The following is a 19,367-nucleotide window of genomic DNA, read 5'->3' as shown; positions in this document are numbered from 1 at the left end:
ATTGTCGACGGGCACGACACCTCCGGGAACGGTCATTGATCGAAACTGATCGACATCCGGTGACCCGCCGGTAACCCCGTCCCACCCGCCGACCCCCGCGGAGGTAACCGTGCCCAGACGCCTCACCGCCCTGCTCGCCTCGGGCGCGCTCGCGCTGCTCGTCCTGCTCGGCGTCGCCACCCCCGCCGCCGCCGTCACGCCCACACAGAAGCTGTCCGTCCTGTCGAGCTGGACCCAGACCAGCGCCACCAGCTACAACGCCTGGAACTCCGCCCGGCTGAACAAGGCCGCCTGGGCCGACTACGCCTTCGACTGGTCGACCGACTACTGCTCGTCCAGCCCGGACAACCCGCTCGGCTTCAACTTCACCCTCTCCTGCTACCGGCACGACTTCGGCTACCGCAACTACAAGGCGATGGGCCAGTTCACGGCCAACAAGTCCCGCCTGGACAGCGCCTTCTACGAGGACCTGAAGCGGGTCTGCGCCACGTACAGCACCATCGTCCGGCCGGCCTGCTACAGCCTCGCCTGGACGTACTACCAGGCCGTCAGCGCCTTCGGCTCCGTCGCCGCCGTGCAGCAGGCCGACATCGACCGCGCCGCCCGGATGAAGGCCGACGCCGAGCGCCGCGCCGCCCTCCGCTGAGGCGGGTCGACCCGGGGTCCCGTCCCGCCTCCCCAGGGCGGGACGGGACCGCCCGGTCGACGCCGCGCCCGACCCGACCCGTCGGTCAGGCGTGCTCGGTGCGGCGGTCGGGTGTCACGGGGCGACGGGGAGCCGGGCGGGCCCGGTCCGCGCCGAACCTCGTCGAATCCGCCGCCAGGTCCGGATGCTCCACGCCGAGCGCCAGCGCCGCCGCCTCCTCCAGCCCCAGCTCGGTCCCCTCCCCGTACGCGGCGTCGAAGACCGCGTCGCCCAGCGCCCGGCGCAGCTCCCCCTGCCGCTGCGCCCAGTACGCCCCGTAGATGCCCGGCGTGCAGCGCATGCTCGCCCGGGTCGCCCCCGCCGCGCCGAATAGGCGGGCGGCCGTCGGCCCGTCGCCCCCGCCGGCGCAGCGCACCGCGATCGCGTTGAGCGTGTCACAGGCCCGGCCGTGGAAGCCGTGGCTCATCCGGGACCGCAGCGCCACCTGGAGGTGCTCGTGCGCGGCGACCAGGTCGCCGCGGGCCAGGGCCACCATCCCGAGCAGCATGTCGACCGAGCGCCGCCCCCGCTCGACCGGGCGGGCCGCCTCGACCGGGCGGGCCGCACCCAACAGCTCGGCGGCCTCGTCCAGGGCGCCCCGCCGCCAGAGCAGCTCGGCCAGCCTGAACACGGCGAACAGCGCGTCGCCGACCACCTCCTGGTCGTGCGCCCAGTCGATGACCTCCCGGCAGACCCGCTCGGCCTCCGCGAACTGTCCCATGTCGACCAGCGGGGCCGCCCGCCCGGCGAGGACCCGGGCGAGCAGGCCGGTGTCGCCGGCCTGCCGGGCCGCCGCCTCCGCCCGCTGGGAGAACCGCAGCTCCTCGGCGAACTCGCCGTCCGCGCCGGCGTGCAGCGAGTGCATGTGGTACGCCGCCGCCAGCTCGGCCTCCGGGATCCGCTCCCCGGTCTCGGCGATCCGTCCGTACAGCCGGAACAGCCAGAGCCGCCCCTCCCGGGCCAGCCCCCGCTCCCGCCACCACTGGTCCAGGCCCCCGGCCAGCCGCAGCCCCGCCCGGGCGCTGCCGCCGGTCGCGCACCAGCGCAGCGCGGCGCGCAGCTCGCCGGCGAGCGGGTCGAGGGCGTAGAGCGACAGCGTGACCGGCTGCCCGTCCGGGCCGAGGTGCGCCCGCTCCAGCGCGTGCGCCGACCAGGCAACGTGCCGGTCCCGGGCGGCCCGCTCCTCCCCCGCCTCCGCCAGCCGCCGGGCCGCGTACGCCCGGATCGGGTCGAGCATCCGGTAGGTGCTGCCCGAGGCGTGCGGCTCGGCCAGCACCATCGACTTGTCGACCAGCACGGAGAGCGGGTCGAGCGGGTCGGTGCCGAGCAGCCACTCCACCGTCGACAGGTCCACCGGGCCGGCGAAGACCGCCAGCCAGCGCAGCAACCGGGCGGCGCGTGGGCCCAGCGTCCGGTACGACCAGGTGACCGTGGCCTGCATGGTGAGGTGCCGTTCGGTGGCGGACCGCTGCACCGCCCGGGTCGCCGGGGTGGGCGGCGGCACCCCGACGGCCGCCGCGACCAGGTCCACCGTGTCGTGCTGGTTGCCCGTCCACGCCCGCTCCACCGGGGGCGGCTCCGGGTTCTCCCGGCCCGCGTCCAGCGTGCCGAGCACGTCGTCGAGGCGCTCGGCGAGCTGGCCGACCGAGAGCACCCGCAGCCGGGCGGCGGCCAGCTCGATGGCGAGCGGCAACCCGTCCAACCGCTGCACGACCCGGCGCAGGTCGGCCGACTCGGCCGGGTCCGGCTGCCGGCCGCCCCGGGCCGCCGCCGTCCGGTCCAGCAGCAGCGCGACCGCGTCGCTCTCCGCCCCGTCCGCCGGCGGGTCGACCGACAGCGGCGGAATCCGCCAGACCACCTCGCCGGGCAGGCCGAACGACTCCCGGCTGGTGGCGAGCACCCGCACGCCCATTCCGCCGGCGAGCAGCCGCGAGATCACCTCGGCCGAGGCGGCCGGCTGGGCGTCGCAGGTGTCCAGGACGACCAGCATCCGGCGCGCGGCAGCGTACTCCACCAGGGTCTCGACCATCGGGCGGCCGGGCTCGGGACGCAGGCCGAGCACGGCGGCGACCGCGAACGCCACCAGGCCCGGGTCGGTCACCGCGGCGATGTCGACGAACCAGACCCCGTCCGGGTACGACTCCACCAGGTCGGTGCCCAGCTCCACGGCGAGCCGGGTCTTGCCCGCCCCACCCGCCCCGAGCACGGTGACCAGCCGGTGCGCCTCCACCAGCCGGCGCAGCTCGGCGCGCTCGGCCTGCCGGCCCACGAACGAGGTCACCTGGGTGGGCAGGTTGTGCGCGACCGCGTCGGCCGTACGTGGCCGCGGGAACTGCCGCTCGATGCCCGGGGCGACCAGTTGGAAGAGCCGTTCCCGGTCGTCGAAGCCGCGCAGCCGGTGCAGGCCCAGGTCGAGCAGGGACGCGCCGGCCGGCAGCGGGTCGGCATGCCGCGCCGTCGACGCCGAGCAGAGCACCTGCCCGCCGTGCGCGGCAGCGGCCACCCGGGCCGCCCGGTGCACCTCGGGGCTGGCGTACTCGCCGTCGCGCGGCTCGGCCCAGCCGGTGTGCAGCCCCATCCGGACCCGGGGCGCGGCCTCGGCGGTCGGCCACTGGTGGCTGGCCAGCGCCCGCTGCGCGGTGAGGCAGGCGGTCAGCCCGGCGGTCGCGTCGCCGAACGCGAGGAAGAACGAGTCCCCCTCGGTCAGCAGCTCCGCGCCCTCGGTGGCGGCGATCGTCCGGCGCAGCAGGCGGCGGTGCTCCCGCAGCACCGGCCGGTAGTCCGGCCCGAGGAGCTGGGCCAGCCGGGTCGAGCCCTCGATGTCGGTGAAGACGAAGGTCACCCACCCGCTGGGGAGGTGGATCCGTGGCGACATGCGTGGGACCTCCCCCGTGACGTCGGACTCATGCTGCCGGATACTGGATCGTCACGCATCGTGAGAACGGCCGGCCGGGCTCGGACCCAAGGGGCCCGGCGGCCTCGGCGCGGACGAACGGGGCCGGCCGACGGGCGGGCGGAGGCCGACGAGTCAGCAGCCGTCGCCACCACTCAGCAGCCGCAGCCACCACCGCAGCAGCCACCACCGCCGGCCGGAGCGGCCGCGCCGCCGACCGCTCCACCACCGCGGCCGGTGACCGAGACGGTGGAGAGGAGCTTGACGGTGTCCGCGTGTCCCCACGGACAGGGCGCCGGCTCGCCGGCCTGCGACATCGGACGGTTGACCTCGAAGGTGTCGCCGCAGGCGCGGCAACGGAACTCGTACCGGGGCATGACTCCAGGGTACGGCCGGGCCTGACGCCCGAGGAGACATGGGTGATACTCAACTTGTGGTGGACGGCGAGGACAGATCGACCCATCGGCCCCTGCGACCGGCCGTGCCGCCCGACGGCTCCGGGGTCGCACCGGGGTCGTCAACGCGCCTGCCCCGTCCCCGCCGCCCCTGGCTGAGGTCCGAGGCACCCGCCGGCGCCGGCACCCCGACGACGGCACCCGCCGAGCCCGCTCGGACGCCGACCGGCCCGTCGGCCACCCCCGCCGCACCGTCCGCCCCGGACGTCCCGCCGGCCGGGGCGGCACCGGCCGCCGCCGGGAAGCCGAGCGCCGACACCGAGCCGCCGGCCGCCACGAAGCCCGGTGACGCCGCCGACACGTCGACCGCCGACACCAAGCCCGCCGACACGTCGACCGCCGACACCAAGCCCGCCGACACGTCCGCCGGCGACACCAAGCCCGCCGGCACGTCCGCCGCCGGCACGTCGACCACCGACACCAAGCCCGGTGGCACGTCCGCCGCCGACACCAAGCCCGGCGACACCAAGCCCGACGACTCCGGAAGCGGCGCCGGGGGCGGCTCGGCCGCGCCGACGTCGGCGGGGAAGAGCGACCTCGCGGCGACGAAGGTGGACGTGCTCACCAACGGGCCGGCCGCGCGAGCCCGGCGGCGCCGGGTGCCGTTCGCGCACGCCGTACGCCTGCCGCCACCTCGCCAGGCGGCGGCAGCCGCGGTCCGGGCGACCCGGGACTGGTCGCGGCGCCCCAGCGGGCGGCTCACCCTGCCCGGGGTGTTCCTGCTCGCCCTGGTCGCGGCGACCGCCGCGGCGGGCGCGCTGCTGGTGCCCGCGACGGTCCGCGCGCCCCGTCCGGTCGCCGACGCCGCCTCCGTCGCGCCGACGGCCGGCCCGCAGGAGCCGCTGCCCGGCGGGCTGCCGCTGCCCACCCAGACGGTGCCACCGCTCGGCACCGTGCCGACCGGCCCGGCCGGCGGCGGGGTGACCACCGGCCGGCCGTCGGACGCCCTCGCCGGCTGGGCCGCGCAGGTCGGGCCGAAGGTCGGCATCTCGCCGGTGGCCATGCAGGCGTACGGCTACGCCGAGCTGGTGCTCGCCCAGACCAACCGCAGTTGCGGCCTGAGCTGGACCACGCTGGCGGCCATCGGCTTCGTCGAGTCCGGGCACGGCCAGGCCAACAACGCCCGGCTCGGGCAGGACGGCAAGGCGCTGCCCGAGATCATCGGCCTGCCGCTGGACGGGCAGGGCAACCGGATGCGCATCCCCGACACCGACGGCGGCCGGCTGGACAAGGACACCACATTCGACCGCGCGATCGGGCCGATGCAGTTCATCCCCACCACCTGGCAGGAGATCGGGGCGGACGCCGACAACGACGGCGTCAAGGACCCGCACGACCTGGACGACGCCGCGCTCGCCGCCGGCAACTACCTCTGCAAGGGCAGCCGGAACCTCACCATCCCGGCCGACTGGTGGAACGCGATCCTGTCGTACAACGACGTCCGCCAGTACGCCCAGGACGTCTTCGACACCGCCAACCGGTACGGACAGGCCAGCCGCACGTGAAGTGATCGTCCGCATACATTGGAGAACCGGACACTTCCCCCGGGCAGCGGTTAGCGGCAAGCTATACAGGTGATGGTGCGCGAGTGGGACCCCAGGACCGCGTCGTCCGCCGAGATCGCGTCGCTGCTGGACACGCTCAACGCGGTCCTGGCAGTCGATCTGCCGCGGGATCCACCGTGGCGGGAGAGTTCCCTGCGGGAATACCTCTCCGAGGTGATGCCCGGCGAGCGGCGGATCTCCTGGGTCGCCCAGGCGGAGCCGGCCGGCGGCGGGGCGCCGGGGCCGATCCTCGGCCAGGTGAACGTGCTCCTGCTCGGCGACATCGGCGTGCTGGAGGTGCTGGTGCACCCCTCCCGGCGGCGCAGCGGGCTCGGCCGTGACCTGGTCCTGGTGGCCGCCCGGCGGGCCTACCAGGAGGGCTTCCAGTCGATCGGGGTCGAGGTGGTCGGCGACACGCCGGCCGTCGCCTTCTACGAGTCGCTCGGCTTCTCGAAGGAATACGTCGAGACCCGAAGCGTGCTCGACCTGTCCGCGGTGGACTGGGTCGAGCTGTCCGAGATGGCCACCGGCATCGGCGCGGGCTACCACCTGGAGTTCTGCCCCGGCGGCCCGCCCGACGACCTGATCGACGCGTACGCCCGGGCCAAGGCGGAGGTGCGCGACGTCGACGACGGCGAGCTGCGCCCCAGCTCGTACGACCCGCAGCGGCTGCGGGACAGCCTGGACTGCCTGCACCGGCGGGGCATGAAGCCCTACATCGTGCTCGCCCTCCACGAGCAGACCGGGGAGGTGGCCGGCCTGACCGAGGTGGTGGTGCCCGCCCAGCACCCCACCCGCGCCGACCAGTACGACACCATCGTCGTGCAGGACCACCGGGGCTACGGCATCGACCGGGCGATCAAGGCGCGGATGCTGCTGGAGCTGCGCTCGGCGGAGCCGAAGCTGACCGAGGTGCAGACCTGGAACGCACAGGCCAACGAGGCCATGCTCAAGGTCAACGCCGAGTTGGGCTACCGTGCCGACCGCGAGTGGTGTGAATACAGCGTCGACGTGGCCGAGCTGGTGCACCGCCTCGACGCCGGACGCTGACCGGAGAGTTCACGAAACCGACCGGTGGGGGATGGACGACGGTCAGCGGAGCCCCTTAACGTGCGTTAGTTCCCCGTCCACCCATCGTGGAGGCCCCATGCGCCCGCGCCGCACTCTTGCCGCGCTCGCGACCGCCACCGCCGCCGTGACCGTCGCGGCTGTCGGCGTCGCACCCACCGCGGCCAGCGCCGCGCCCACCGACCTGTTCATCTCGGAGTACGTCGAAGGCTCGTCGAACAACAAGGCGATCGAGCTGTTCAACGGCACCGGCGCCGCCGTCGACCTGGCCGCCAACGGCTACCAGCTCCAGTTGCACTTCAACGGCTCCACCACCCCGACGAACGTGGCGCTGACCGGGACCGTCGCGGCCGGCGACGTCTTCGTCTTCGCCTCCGCCTCGGCCGCGCCGGCGATCCTGGACCGGGCCGACCAGACCACGACAGCCGGCCTGTTCAACGGCGACGACGCGATCGTGCTGCGCCGGGGCGGCACCGTGCTCGACTCGATCGGCCAGGTCGGCGTCGACCCGGGCACCGAGTGGGGCACCGGCGTCACCAGCACCGAGAACAACACCCTGCGCCGGTTGCCCACCGTGACGTCCGGCGACACCGACCCCTCGGACGCGTTCGACCCGGCCGCCCAGTGGGCCGGCTTCCCGGTCGACACGTTCGACGGGCTCGGCGCGCACACCGTCGACGGGGGCGGCCCGGTCGACGCGCCGGCGACGCTCACCTGCGGGCCGGCGCTGGTCACCCCGGCCGGCACGGCGGCGAGCCGGGAGGTCACCGCCACCGACACCGACGACCGGATCGTCGACCTGGCGGTCACCTCGGTCAGCCCGACCCCGGCCACCGGCTCCGTCAGCCGCACGGCCGTCACCCCGGCCGACGCGGTCGGCGGCACCGCCCGGGCCACGGTCGGCGCGAGCGCCGACCTGGCCGCCGGGGCGTACACGGTGGTGCTGACCGCGACCGACGCGGACGGCGGCACCGCCACCTGCACCCTCGCCGTGCAGGTCACCCGCGAGCTGACGGTCGGCGAGGTGCAGGGTCCGACCGCCGACGGCGAGTCCGGCCCGGCCGACCGGTCCCCGCTCGCGCCGGCGTCCGGCAACGGCACCAGCAGCACGCTGTACGACGTGCGCGGCGTGATCACCCAGCTCACCCTGGCGCGTGACTCGTCGGGCCGGGACCAGCGCGGCTTCTTCCTGCAGAGCCGGTCCGGCGCCACCGACGGCGACCCGACCAGCTCGGACGGCATCTTCGTCTTCATGGGCTCGTTCACCTCCCTGATCGGCGGCTACGTGCCGACGGTCGGCGACGAGGTGGTGCTCCGGGCCCGGGTCTCCGAGTACTTCAACTTCACCCAGCTCTCCGGCGCGTCGCTGGTGCGCAAGCTCGCCTCCGGCGTCGACGTGAACGCCGAGGTCGAGGTGGCCGACGCGGTGCCGCCGGTCGAGCTGGCCGACGCGCAGCGGTTCTGGGAGCGGCACGAGGGCGCCCGGCTGCGGGTGCGGGCCGGCAGCGGCGCCGTGAGCGGGCGGAACGTCTTCGCCTCCACCGCCGACGGCGAGATCTTCGTGATCGACCGGGACGACCCGCTGCTGGATCGCGCCGACCCGTACGCCCGCCGGGTGTTCCGGGACGCGCACCCGCTGGACAACGACCCGGGCCGCCGCTTCGACGACGGCAACGGCCAGCGCATCATGCTCGGCAGCATGGGCGTCAAGGGCACCACGGGCGACAGCGGCGCGCTGCTCCCGCCCGCCCGCACCTTCGACACGCTGACCGCCGACGCGGTCGGCGGCCTCTACTACTCGTTCGAGAAGTACGGCGTGCAGGTCGAGCGGGCCGAGTTCACCGGCGGGACCGACCCGTCCACGAACAACCCGCCGCAGCCGGCCAAGCGGTCGGAGGAGGTCGCGGTCGCGACCTACAACGTCGAGAACCTGTACGACTACCGCGACGACCCGTTCGACGGCTGCGACTTCGCCGGCAACGCCGGCTGCACCGGGGTGCGCCCGCCGTTCGACTACGTCCCCGGCAGCGAGCAGGAGTACCGCGACCAGCTCGCCGCGCTGGCCGACCAGATCACCACCGACCTGCACTCGCCCGACCTGATCCTCGTGCAGGAGGCGGAGGACCAGGACATCTGCGCGGTCTCCGGCGGCGAGCTGGTGTGCGGCACCACCAACAACGCGGACGGCGCGCCGGACACCCTCCAGGACCTGGCACTGACCATCGCGGCGAGCGGCGGCCCGGCCTACGCGGCCGCGTACGACCGCAGCGGCGCGGACGCGCGGGGCATCACCGCCGCGTTCCTGTACCGCACCGACCGGGTGTCGCTGGCCGAGGCGACCGCCGGCGACCCGCTGCTGGGCTCGGCGCCGACGGTGCAGTACCGCGGCGCGGGGCTGCCGGGCAACGCGGACGTGCAGAACCCGAAGGCGCTCAACGCGGTGCTTCCCGCCGACGTGGACACCTCCACCGGCAAGGACGGCGACAACGTCTTCACCCGTGCTCCGCAGCTCGGCAAGTTCACCGTGGCCGCCGCGCCCGGGTCGACCGAGCGGTACACCCTGTGGGCCGCGAGCAACCACTACTCCTCGGGGCCGGACAGCCGGGTCGGGCAGCGCCGGGAGCAGGCCGCGTACGGGGCCGCGATCGTCACGGCGATCGAGGCGGCGGACCCGGACGCGCGGGTGGTGTACGGCGGGGACCTGAACGTCTTCCCCCGCCCCGACGACCCGATCGCCACGGCCGCGGAGCCCACCCCGTCGGACCAGCTCGGGCCGCTGTACGAGGCCGGCATGCGCAACCTCTGGGACGACCTGCTCGCCGACGCCCCGTCGTCCGCCTACTCGTACAGCTTCGAGGGGCAGGCGCAGACGCTGGACCACCTGTTCGTCAACGGCACGCTGCACCGGGACCTGATCCAGATGCGGGCGGCGCACATCAACGCCGACTGGCCGGCCGAGCACGCCGCTGACGGCACGCGTGGCTCCAGCGACCACGACCCGCAGGTGGCCCGGTTCCGGTCGCGGGCCTCGCTCAGCGTCGGGGACGTGTCGGTGGCCGAGGGCGACCGGGGCACCCACCCGCTGACCTTCACGGTCACCGTCTCGCGACCGCTGTCCCAGCCGGTGCTGCTCTGCGCCGCCACGTACGGCACCACGGCCCAGGCGGGCGCCGACTACGACCCCTACGTCGGTTGCAAGGTCCTGGCCGCCGGGCAGACCTCGCTGACCTTCCCGGTGACTGTGCGCGGTGACCGCAAGCGGGAGGCCGACGAGAAGCTGACGCTGCTGGTGACGGGCGTGCCGGGGCTGCGCCTCGCCGACCCGGTCGCGGTGGGCACCATCGCCGACGACGACTGACGTCGCCCGGACAGCCTCTCCGGCTGCGCGTACCGACGGCCCACCCGCCAGGAAGCACCTGGCGGGCGGGCCGTCGGCTCTTTCACGGGGCGAAGGCGCGGACGCCGACCGACCTTCGCGGCCGGCGATCCGACTAATCACCGCCCTGACCAGCACATGTCCAGAGAGCGCCCCGAGAGGGGTTGGCGACTCGCTTGGATTGATCGCTCTGGGTGACGGACACAGCATGCGTGGACCAGGCACGCATGAGTGAGCCGGCATTGGCGCGCCGTCATGGCTCGTGGGTCGTGAGTCGTCGGGCAGGGGCCGCGTCCAGCGCGACCGGGCCGGGACCGGTCCGTGCCGACTTCTCTGTCCGGCCGTGCGCGGCGTGGCGTCTGTGACGCCGTTGCCCGCCCCCGGGGTGCAGGGGAGCCAGGTGGTGCCGTGCACGGGACGCTGGGCGGGGGCGTCAGTAGGGCTTCGGTCGGGCTTCAGTAGCGCTGGCGGAGGAGCTGGGCGGCCTCGACCGCCCAGTAGGTGAGGATGATCTGCGCACCGGCCCGGCGGATCGATGTGAGCGTCTCCAGCATCACCCGCTCCCGGTCGATCCAGCCGTTCGCGGCCGCTGCCTCGACCATGGCGTACTCGCCGGAGACCTGGTAGGCCGCGACCGGGACGTCGACCGCCGCGCGGACCGCCGACACCACGTCGAGGTACGGCAGTGCCGGCTTGACCATCACCATGTCGGCGCCCTCGGCGACGTCCAGCTCGACCTCGCGCAGCGACTCCCGCAGGTTCGCCGGGTCCTGCTGGTAGGTGCGCCGGTCGCCCTCCAGGGCCGACTCCACGGCGTCGCGGAACGGGCCGTAGAAGGCCGAGGCGTACTTGACGGCGTACGCCAGCACGGCCACGTCCTGGTGGCCGGCGGCGTCGAGCGCCCGGCGCACCACGCCGACCTGGCCGTCCATCATCCCGGACGGCCCGACCACCCCGACCCCGGCGGCGGCCTGGGCCACCGCCATCTCGGCGTACGCCGCCAGCGTGGCGTCGTTGTCCACGCCGCCGTCGGGGGTGAGCAGGCCGCAGTGCCCGTGCGAGGTGAACTCGTCCAGGCAGAGGTCGCTCATCACCACCGTGGCGTCGCCCACCTCGGCCACCACGTCACGGATCGCGACGTTGAGGATGCCATCGGGGTCGATCCCGCCGGACCCGGTGGCGTCCCGCCGCGCCGGCACCCCGAAGAGCATGATGCCGCCGACGCCCGCCTGGACGGCCTCGACCGCGGCCTTGCGGAGCGAGTCCCGGGAGTGCTGGAGCACCCCCGGGAGCGACGCGATCGCCCGCGGCTCCGTCAGCCCTTCCTTGACGAACATCGGCACGACCAGCTCGGCCGGGTCGACGCGGGTCTCGGCGACCAGCCGCCGGAGCGCCGCGTTGCGGCGCAGCCGGCGGGGCCGGATCTCGGGGTACGGCATCACGGGCCTCCTGCTACGACGACTACCGGAACCTCAGGGCGGTCGGCCCCTGGACCTTCGAGCCGCGGCGCTGCTTCGCCGGCATGGCGGCGAGCTTCTCGCGCAGCTCGACGGCGTAGGCGGCGAGCGCCTCCACCAGGTCGGGAACCGAAGCGTGCGGCGGCTGGACGTCGACCCGCAGGCCGAACTCCGTCGCCGTCTCCGCCGTCTTGGGCCCGATCACTGCAACAACGGTACGCGCGTGCGGCTTCCCCGCGATGCCGACCAGGTTCCGCACCGTGGAGGACGAGGTGAAGAGCACCGCGTCGAAGCCACCGGACTTGATCGCGTCCCGGATCTCGGCGGGCGGCGGGGCGGCCCGGACCGTCCGGTACGCGGTCACGTCGTCGACCTCCCAGCCACGCTCGGTGAGCCCGGCGGCGAGGGTCTCGGTGGCGATGTCGGCGCGCGGCAGCAGCACCCGGCCGACCGGGTCGAGGATCTCGTCGTGCGGCGAGAACTCGGCCAGCAGCCCCTCGGAGGACTGCTCCCCCGACGGGATCAGCTCGGGCTGGATGCCGAACGCGCGGACGGCGTCGGCGGTCGCCTCGCCGATGCAGGCGATCTTGACGCCGCCGAAGTGCCGGGCGTCCAGGCCGTGCTCGGCGAACTTCTCCCAGACGGCGCGGACCGCGTTGACCGAGGTGAAGATCACCCAGGCGTACCGGCCGTCGACGAGGCCCTTGACCGCCCGCTCCATCTGAGCCGGGGTCCGCGGCGGCTCGACCGCGATCGTCGGCACCTCGCAGGGGATGGCCCCGTACGCGCGCAGCCGCGCGCTCATCACGCCGGCCTGCTCCTTGGTGCGGGGCACGAGGACCTTCCAGCCGTACAGCGGCCGGTTCTCCCACCAGCTCAGCTTGTCCCGCTGGCCGACGCCCTCGCCGATGGTGAGCACGACCCGGCCGGTGAAGCCGAGCGCCGCCGCGACGAAGGAGTCCACGGTCGACGTGGTGGTGTACTGCGTCTCGCCGGTGCCGTCCCCGGTCACCCCGACGCCGGTGGCGCCGTCCACCCCGGCGGCGAGCAGCCCGTCCCGGATCGCGGCGAGGTCGCCGGCGTCCACGGCCAGGGCCAGCGAGCCCCGGCCGACGGCCGCGGCGAGGGCGTCGAAGTCCAGCGTGCTGACGTCCTCGACGTCGGCCGCCGTGCGTACGCCGGGCAGCGGCACACCCGCGTAGGTCGCCACACCCTCCGCCTGGCCGACGCCGGGGACCACCTCGAAGTGCGCGGCGGTACGCGCCACCGCCTGCACCTCCCGGACCACCGACTCGTGGCCGAACGGGTCGCCGGCGACCAGGTGCACCGCGTTCAGCCCGGACCGGGCCGCCGAGATCAGCACCTTCGCCACGTCGCCCGGCGCGCCCTCGGCCGGGGTGAACTGGGCGTCGGACTTGGCCTGGGCACGGACGGCGTCGAGCAGCGACTCGGGGACTCCCCGGTCGTACACCACCTGGTCGGCGTCGACCAGGGCGTCGTGCGCCCGGCGGGTCAGCAGGCCCGGGTCGCCGGGACCGGCCCCGACGAACGCGATACGGCCTACGGGCTTACGGGTGCGGGTCATTCTGTGCTCCCAAATTGCTGGGTCCCCGGGCCGGCGTGTCCTTCTTGGCCGAGGATCGAGTCGGCGCCGAGGTCGAGGAGTTCGGCGGCGAGTGCCTTGCCGATCTCCGCCGCGTCGGCGAGCGTTCCGGTGCGGGACAGCCGGAGGTCTCGCGAGCCGTCCGGGCTGATCACCGCCCCGCGCAGGTAGATCTCCTGGACAACATCGCCCTCGGCACCCGAGCCGGTTGGCTCGCCTTCGGCGACGACGGCGTAGGCGGCGACCGGAGCGGAGCATCCGGCCTCCAGGGTGGCCAGCAGCGCCCGCTCCGCGACGACCGCGGCGCGGGACGGTGCGTGGTCGAGCACGGCGAGCAGCTCGACCATGTCCGGGTCGTCGATCCGGCACTCCACCGCCAGCGCGCCCTGGGCGGGCGCGGGCAGCATCAGCATCGGGTCGAGCGTCTCGGTGATCACCTCGGTCCGCCCCAGCCGGGCCAGCCCGGCCCGGGCCAGGACGATGGCGTCCAGGTCGGCCTCCGGGCCGAGCACCCGGGCGAGGCGGGTGTCGACGTTGCCCCGGATCGGGGCGACCTCCAGCTGCATCCCGAGGGCGTGCAGTTGGGCGATGCGGCGCAGCGCGCCGGTGCCGACGGTCGCGCCGGGCGGCAGCTCGGCGAGCGTCCGGCCGTCGCGGGCGACCAGCGCGTCCCGCGGGTCCTGCCGGATCGGCACCGCCGCGATGTGCAGCCCGGCCGCCGTGGCGGTGGGCAGGTCCTTGTAGGAGTGCACCGCGAAGTCGATGGTGCCGGCGGTCAACGCGTCGCGCAGGGCGGAGACGAAGACGCCGACGCCGAGCCGGTGCACCGGCGCGGCGGATCGGTCGCCGGCGGTGATCACCTCGACCAGCTCGACCGGGCGGCCGGTGGCGGCGGTCAGGGCCTCGGCGACGTGGCCGGACTGGGCCATCGCCAGTTTGCTGCCCCGGGTACCGAGGCGCAGGGGGGTGCTCATCGCTCACCTCCGGTGGGCGGGACGTCGGCCGGGCCGGCCGACGACGGGAAGTCGGCGAGGCCGAACGGCGGTACGACGTCGCTGTCCACGACGTCGGGGACGGTGTCGACCGGCGACGTCTGCGGCACCTGGAGGTCGAACAGCTCGCGCAGCAGGGCCGCGTACTGGTCGCCGCCGGGCTCCGCGGCGAGCTGGCGGACCCGCACGGTGGGCTGGTGCAGCAGCCGCTGGACCACCCGGTGCACCGTCCGGGCCACCTCGGCGCGCTGCTCGTCGGTGAGGTCCGGGCGGCGCTGGGCGAGCCGGCGCAGCTCGGCGGTGACCACGTCGTCGGCGCGGCCACGCAGGGCGGCCACGGTCGGCGCGACGTCGGCCCCGCGCAGCCAGGTGAGGAAGGCCTCGACCTCGCCGGCCACGATCCGTTCGACGGCGGCGGCGTCGGCGGCGGCGGGACCGTCGGCGAGCAGCGCCGCCATCCGGTCGATGTCGATCACCTCGACGCCGGGCAGCTCGGCGACGCCGGCCGCCACGTCGCGCGGCACGGCCAGGTCGAGCAGGACCAGCGGCCCCCGCCCGGGGTCGCGCCCGGCGAGCGCCGAAGTGACCACCTCGCGGGTGAGGACCGCTTCCGTGGCCGCGGTGGCGGCCACTACGATGTCCACTGTGGAGAGCGCGGTGGTGAGTTCCGTCATCGGCGTCGCGCTGGCCCCGTACGCCTCGGCCAGCCGGACGGCCCGGTCGGCGCCCCGGTTGGTCACGGTGAGCGGCCCGGCACCCAGCCGGGACAGCGTGGCCACGCCCAGCGAGCCCATGGCGCCCGCCCCGACCACCAGCGCCGGGCGGCCGGCGAGGTCGCTGCCGAGGTGCTCGGCGGCCAGTTCCAGCGCGGCGGTGACCACGCTCTGACCGGCCCGGTCGATGCCGGTCTCCGCGTGGGCGCGCTTGCCGACCCGCAGCGCCTGTTGCATCAGCTCGTGCAGCAGCCGCCCGGCGGTGTCGGCCCCGGTCGCCGAGTGGTACGCGTCGCGCAGCTGGCCGAGGATCTGCGCCTCGCCCACGACCATCGAGTCCAGCCCGGCGGCGACCCGGAAGACGTGGTCCACCGCGGCGGCGTCGAAGTGCACGTAGAGGTGGTTGGCGAGCCCGGCCGGCTGGCACCCGGCGTGCTCGGCAAGCACGGCGCAGATGTCGCCGAGACCGCCGTGGAATCCGGACACGGCGGCGTAGACCTCCACCCGGTTGCAGGTGGAGACGAGCACGGCCTCGGTCACGTACGGCTGCGCGACCAGGCGGTCCAGGGTGCGGGTGAGTTCGGCGGGGGCGACCGCGAGCTGCTCCAGCGTGGCGACGGGAGCCGTGCGGTAGGACGCACCGACGACGAGCAGTTTCACGTGCCGATCGCCTCCTGAGGGTCGGTGACCGCGAGCCCGCCGGGCAGGGCGGCGAGGGCGGACCCGCCGGTGGCGGGAAGCGCGGTCAGCGATGCCTTGCGGTGCTCGTGGAAGGACAGGATCTGCAGCTCTATGGCCAGGTCGACCTTGCGCACGTCGACCCCCTCCGGAACCGAGAGTACGCACGGAGCGAAGTTCAGGATGCTCGTCACACCGACGGCCACGAGCTGGTCGGCGACTGCCTGGGCGGCCGGGGCCGGGGTGGCGATCACGCCGATGGCGATGGACTCCTCGACGGCGACCCGGGGCAGCTCGTCGATGTGCCGGACGACCAGCCCGCTGATCTCCTCGCCGACGCGATCGGGGTCGGCGTCGAAGAGCGCGGCGATCCGGAAGCCGCGGCTGGCGAAGCCGTCGTAGCCGGCCAGGGCGTGACCGAGATTACCCACGCCGACGAGGGCGACCGCACGGCGCTGGGTGAGCCCGAGCACGAACTCGATCTGGTCGACCAGCAGCGCCACGTCGTAGCCGACGCCCCGGGTGCCGTACGAGCCGAGGTGCGAGAGGTCCTTGCGGAGCTTCGCCGAGTTCACCCCCGCGGCGCTCGCCAGCCCCTCGCTGGACACGGTCTCGTGACCGCTTTCGGCCAGGTTGTGCAGGGCACGGAGGTATTCGGGGAGCCGCGCGACGGTCGCCTCGGGCAGGTCCGGGAGCGCCGGTACGGCACCGGCGCGGCCGGGCGCGCCAGGGTGACGGTGCTGACTCATGAGACTCCGTGCGGTGCGATCCTCGGCCAGCTCCAGCGGCCGGCCGTTTCGGGACTCCCGCTGGCGACCGAGATTGCCGGCTGTGCTAGCAGGGCGCGTCGGAACTACAGAGTAGGCGCTTGTGAAGGCGTGCACAAATCGCGATCTTGACAGCTCGCGACGCGGCTCCACCTGGCCCTCCATCCCGCAAGATCGATACAGCGGCCTCCGCCGGCGCCGCTCGGCGATTATTGCTCAATTACGACTTCTCTGACCAATCGCGCGAGCGCGGCTCGCCGCCGATTTCGTCACGCCGGTGCCGGCGGGGCCCGACCGTCGGCACCGGGGCCCACCGCCGGTCGGGCTCCGGGGCGCCCGTCGCGGCCGGCGCCGCCCGGAGGGTCACGGTAGGGACAGCCCTACGCCGGAGAGGCCGGCCGACGGGATGGGTCGATCACCCCCGCGCTGCCTAGCCTCGTGGTATGACCGCCGCACCCGTCGCCGCCGCCCCGCCCGCGCCGGCGCCGACCATCTCCCGTCAGCTCCTCCTGGACTCCGGCTACGTGCTGCTCGGCCTCCCCCTGGCCCTGGCCAGCTTCGTGGTCCTGCTGGCCGGCCTCGCGGCCGGCCTCGGGCTGGTGGTGACGGTGATCGGCCTGCCCGTCCTCAGCGGCACCCTGTACGCCGCCCGAGGGCTGGCCGACATCGAGCGGCTCCGCCTCCCCGCCGTGCTGCACCAGTCCCGGATCCGCCCGCAGTACCGGCTCCCCGAGCCCGGAGCCAGCGCCTGGCGGCGGATCTTCGTGCCCATGGGGGACGCGCAGTCCTGGCTCGACCTGGCGCACGGCATCCTCAAGCTGGTCGTGGCCGTCGCCACCTTCGCGGTCACGCTGGTCTGGTGGGCCGGCGCCGTCGCCGGATCGCTCTACTGGGCGTACGACTGGGCGCTGCCGCACGGCGACCCGGAGGACGTCGGCCTCCCCCAACTCCTCGGCCTGGGCGATTCGACCATCGCCCGGATCGGGCTGCACACCGCGATCGGGCTGTTCTTCCTGATCACCCTGCCGATCGTGGCCCGCGGCTGCGCGCTGCTCCAGGCGAGCTTCGGCCGGGCGATGCTCACCGGCGTGGCGGAGATGCGCAACCGGATCACCGTGCTGGAGGAGCAGAAGCGGGCCGCCGTGTCCGCCGAGGCGAGCGCGCTGCGCCGGCTGGAGCGGGACATCCACGACGGCCCGCAGCAGCGCCTGGTCCGGCTCGCCATGGACCTCAGCCGGGCCCGCCAGCAGCTCGCCTCCGACCCCGACGCCGCGGCGCGGACGCTGGACGAGGCGGTCACCCAGACCCGGGAGACGCTCGCCGAACTGCGCGCCCTGTCCCGGGGCATCGCACCGCCGATCCTGGTCGACCGGGGCCTGCCCAGCGCCCTGGCGGCGCTGGCCGGGCGCGGCCTGATCCCGATCGAGCTGCGGGTGGACCCGGAGCTGGGCAGCCCCGCCGGCCGGCTCGACCCGGCGGTGGAGAGCACGGCGTACTTCGTCGTGGCCGAGGCGCTGACCAACGTCGCCAAGCACAGCCGGGCGACCGAGTGCCACGTGATCGTGGCCCGGCGCGACGGCCGGCTGGAGGTGGGCGTCGGCGACGACGGTCAGGGCGGCGCCCACCTGGCCAAGGGGCACGGGCTGGTCGGCATCGCCGACCGGGTGCGCGCCGCCGGTGGCCGGCTGGACGTGGTCAGCCCCGTCGGCGGGCCCACCGAAATCCGCGCCGAACTCCCGCTGTGATCCCGACGTGGTAGACAACTCAACCATGCGAATCGTGATCGCGGATGACGCCGTGCTGCTCCGGGAAGGGCTGGTCCGGCTGGTCAGCGAGCGGGGGCACGAGGTGGTGGCCGCCGTCGCCGACGGCGAGGCGCTGGTGGCGGCGGTCGTCACGCACCGGCCGGACGTGTCGATCGTCGACGTCCGGATGCCGCCCTCGCACACCGACGAGGGGCTGCGCGCGGCGGTGGAGGCCCGGCGGCTGGTGCCCCGCACCCCGATCCTGGTCCTCTCCCAGTACGTCGAGGTGTCGTACGCCGACGACCTGCTCGCCACGACCGGTGGCGGCGGGGGCGGTATCGGCTACCTGCTCAAGGACCGGGTGGCCGCGATCGACGAGTTCCTCGACGCCCTGGACCGGGTGGCCGCCGGCGGGACGGTGCTCGACCCCGAGGTGGTCGGCCAGCTCTTCGCCCGGCGCCGCCGCGACGACCCGCTGCGCGAGCTCACCCCGCGCGAACGCGAGGTGCTCGCCCTGATGGCCGAGGGCCGCTCGAACACGGCGATCGCGCGCACCCTGGTGGTCACCGACGGCGCCGTCGAGAAGCACGTCCGGAACATCTTCACGAAGCTCCAGCTCCCGCCCGACACGGAGCAGCACCGCCGGGTCCTGGCCGTCCTCGCCTACCTGCGCAACTGACCCCGCCGGTCAGGGCAGGGCGGCCGCCAGGGCCACGGCCTCGGTGAGGGTGTCGGCGACCGGGTGGCCGGAGGCGCGCAGGCGGGCCGGGTCGGTGAACCCGCCGGTGTAGAGCACGGCGCGACCGCCCACCGACAGGGCGGCGTCGGCGTCGTCGACGGAGTCCCCGATCAGCACCACGTCCGGGCCGGCCACGCCCAGCTCGGCCAGGTGCTTGCGGAGGGACTCGGCCTTGCGGTCGCCGCCGACGGTGGCCCGCAGCCCGTCCACCCGGACGAAGTGCCCGCTGAGCCCGTACGTCCGCACCGTCGGCACCAGCTCCTCGTGGAACCACATCGAGAGCAGGGACTGGTTGCCCCGCCACGCCGCCATCGCGACCGTGGCGTCGTGCGCCAGCTCACAGGTGGTCAGCCCGGCCCGGTACGCGTCGTGGAAGATCCGGTCCAGCCGGCCGAACTCGTCGTCGTCGACCGCCTGGCCGAGCACCTCGGCGTAGTAGTCGGCGATCGGCCGGCGGAACATGACCCGGTGCTCGTCGGCGGTCACCGTGGGCCCGCCGACGCTGGCGAAGGCGACGTTGGTGGAGGCGACCACCAGGTCGAGGTCGTTGAGCAGGGTGCCGTTCCAGTCCCAGACCAGGTGGCGGTGCGCAGGGGTCATCGCAGCACCATAAACCGGCGCCACCGGCCCGCCGTGGTCGGCCCGGCGGTCC

The 19,367-nt window shown here is 74.6% G+C and carries 14 protein-coding genes; 6 read left to right on the top strand and 8 right to left on the bottom strand.

The genetic code is table 11. The features are described 5' to 3' along the window. The first annotated feature begins 109 nt into the window (after window positions 1–109). Window positions 110–646, top strand: a complete 537-nt coding sequence (locus ABT006_RS16270) for a phospholipase (RefSeq protein WP_350707059.1) — start codon at window positions 110–112, stop codon at window positions 644–646. 85 nt (window positions 647–731) lie between these two features. Here ABT006_RS16270 and ABT006_RS16265 read toward each other — a convergent pair whose 3' ends face one another. Both ABT006_RS16265 and ABT006_RS16260 read right to left on the bottom strand, forming a co-directional pair. Beyond that, the gene (locus ABT006_RS16265) at window positions 732–3,560 is read right to left on the bottom strand and encodes an ATP-binding protein (protein WP_502890978.1); all 2,829 of its coding nucleotides are present in this window, start codon (window positions 3,558–3,560) and stop codon (window positions 732–734) included. Between the two features lie 173 nt (window positions 3,561–3,733). Beyond that, a complete protein-coding gene (locus ABT006_RS16260) occupies window positions 3,734–3,955 on the bottom strand; it encodes an FmdB family zinc ribbon protein (RefSeq protein WP_350707057.1) in 222 nt (73 codons plus the stop codon). Window positions 3,956–3,993: 38 nt separating this feature from the next. On the opposite strand from ABT006_RS16260, the gene ABT006_RS16255 reads away from it, so the two are divergent. The 3 genes from ABT006_RS16255 to ABT006_RS16245 all read left to right on the top strand — a co-directional run bounded on the left by ABT006_RS16255 (window position 3,994) and on the right by ABT006_RS16245 (window position 10,003). Next, entirely contained in the window at window positions 3,994–5,538 is a 1,545-nt protein-coding gene (locus ABT006_RS16255) for a lytic transglycosylase domain-containing protein (protein ID WP_350707055.1), read from the top strand. A gap of 72 nt (window positions 5,539–5,610) precedes the next feature. Next, window positions 5,611–6,627 carry a GNAT family N-acetyltransferase gene (locus ABT006_RS16250; RefSeq protein WP_350707189.1) on the top strand — a complete coding sequence of 339 codons (1,017 nt, stop codon included), beginning with the start codon at window positions 5,611–5,613 and terminating at the stop codon, window positions 6,625–6,627. 97 nt (window positions 6,628–6,724) lie between these two features. Further along, window positions 6,725–10,003, top strand: a complete 3,279-nt coding sequence (locus tag ABT006_RS16245; protein ID WP_350707053.1) for a lamin tail domain-containing protein — start codon at window positions 6,725–6,727, stop codon at window positions 10,001–10,003. A gap of 473 nt (window positions 10,004–10,476) precedes the next feature. On the opposite strand, the gene hemB is transcribed toward ABT006_RS16245, so the two are convergent. From hemB to ABT006_RS16220, 5 genes are read right to left on the bottom strand one after another with little or no spacing between them, the layout of a single operon-like run. Continuing rightward, complete coding sequence (hemB, locus tag ABT006_RS16240) at window positions 10,477–11,460, bottom strand: porphobilinogen synthase (RefSeq protein WP_350707051.1); 984 nt, start codon at window positions 11,458–11,460, stop codon at window positions 10,477–10,479. 22 nt (window positions 11,461–11,482) lie between these two features. Continuing rightward, window positions 11,483–13,063, bottom strand: a complete 1,581-nt coding sequence (locus tag ABT006_RS16235; protein ID WP_350707049.1) for a bifunctional uroporphyrinogen-III C-methyltransferase/uroporphyrinogen-III synthase — start codon at window positions 13,061–13,063, stop codon at window positions 11,483–11,485. After that, window positions 13,060–14,055 carry a hydroxymethylbilane synthase gene (gene hemC / locus ABT006_RS16230; RefSeq protein WP_350707047.1) on the bottom strand — a complete coding sequence of 332 codons (996 nt, stop codon included), beginning with the start codon at window positions 14,053–14,055 and terminating at the stop codon, window positions 13,060–13,062. Before hemC ends, ABT006_RS16235 begins: the two co-directional genes overlap by 4 nt. After that, the gene (locus ABT006_RS16225; protein WP_350707045.1) at window positions 14,052–15,446 is read right to left on the bottom strand and encodes a glutamyl-tRNA reductase; all 1,395 of its coding nucleotides are present in this window, start codon (window positions 15,444–15,446) and stop codon (window positions 14,052–14,054) included. The genes hemC and ABT006_RS16225 overlap by 4 nt, the downstream gene beginning before the upstream one ends. Continuing rightward, the gene (locus ABT006_RS16220; protein WP_350707043.1) at window positions 15,443–16,213 is read right to left on the bottom strand and encodes a redox-sensing transcriptional repressor Rex; all 771 of its coding nucleotides are present in this window, start codon (window positions 16,211–16,213) and stop codon (window positions 15,443–15,445) included. The genes ABT006_RS16225 and ABT006_RS16220 overlap by 4 nt, the downstream gene beginning before the upstream one ends. A 461-nt stretch (window positions 16,214–16,674) precedes the next feature. On the opposite strand from ABT006_RS16220, the gene ABT006_RS16215 reads away from it, so the two are divergent. Both ABT006_RS16215 and ABT006_RS16210 read left to right on the top strand, forming a co-directional pair. Beyond that, window positions 16,675–17,976, top strand: coding sequence for a sensor histidine kinase (locus tag ABT006_RS16215; protein ID WP_350707042.1), 1,302 nt, complete (start codon window positions 16,675–16,677; stop codon window positions 17,974–17,976). Window positions 17,977–18,001: 25 nt separating this feature from the next. Further along, complete coding sequence (locus ABT006_RS16210; protein WP_350707040.1) at window positions 18,002–18,655, top strand: response regulator; 654 nt, start codon at window positions 18,002–18,004, stop codon at window positions 18,653–18,655. A gap of 9 nt (window positions 18,656–18,664) precedes the next feature. On the opposite strand, the gene ABT006_RS16205 is transcribed toward ABT006_RS16210, so the two are convergent. Continuing rightward, window positions 18,665–19,315, bottom strand: a complete 651-nt coding sequence (locus ABT006_RS16205; protein ID WP_350707038.1) for an HAD family hydrolase — start codon at window positions 19,313–19,315, stop codon at window positions 18,665–18,667. Window positions 19,316–19,367 lie beyond the last annotated feature (52 nt).

This window comes from Micromonospora sp. NPDC002717 (assembly GCF_040295705.1).
GTDB lineage: Bacteria > Actinomycetota > Actinomycetes > Mycobacteriales > Micromonosporaceae > Micromonospora.
Note: the sequence above shows the minus strand (reverse complement) of the source record. Positions and strands in the feature narration are given on the sequence as shown.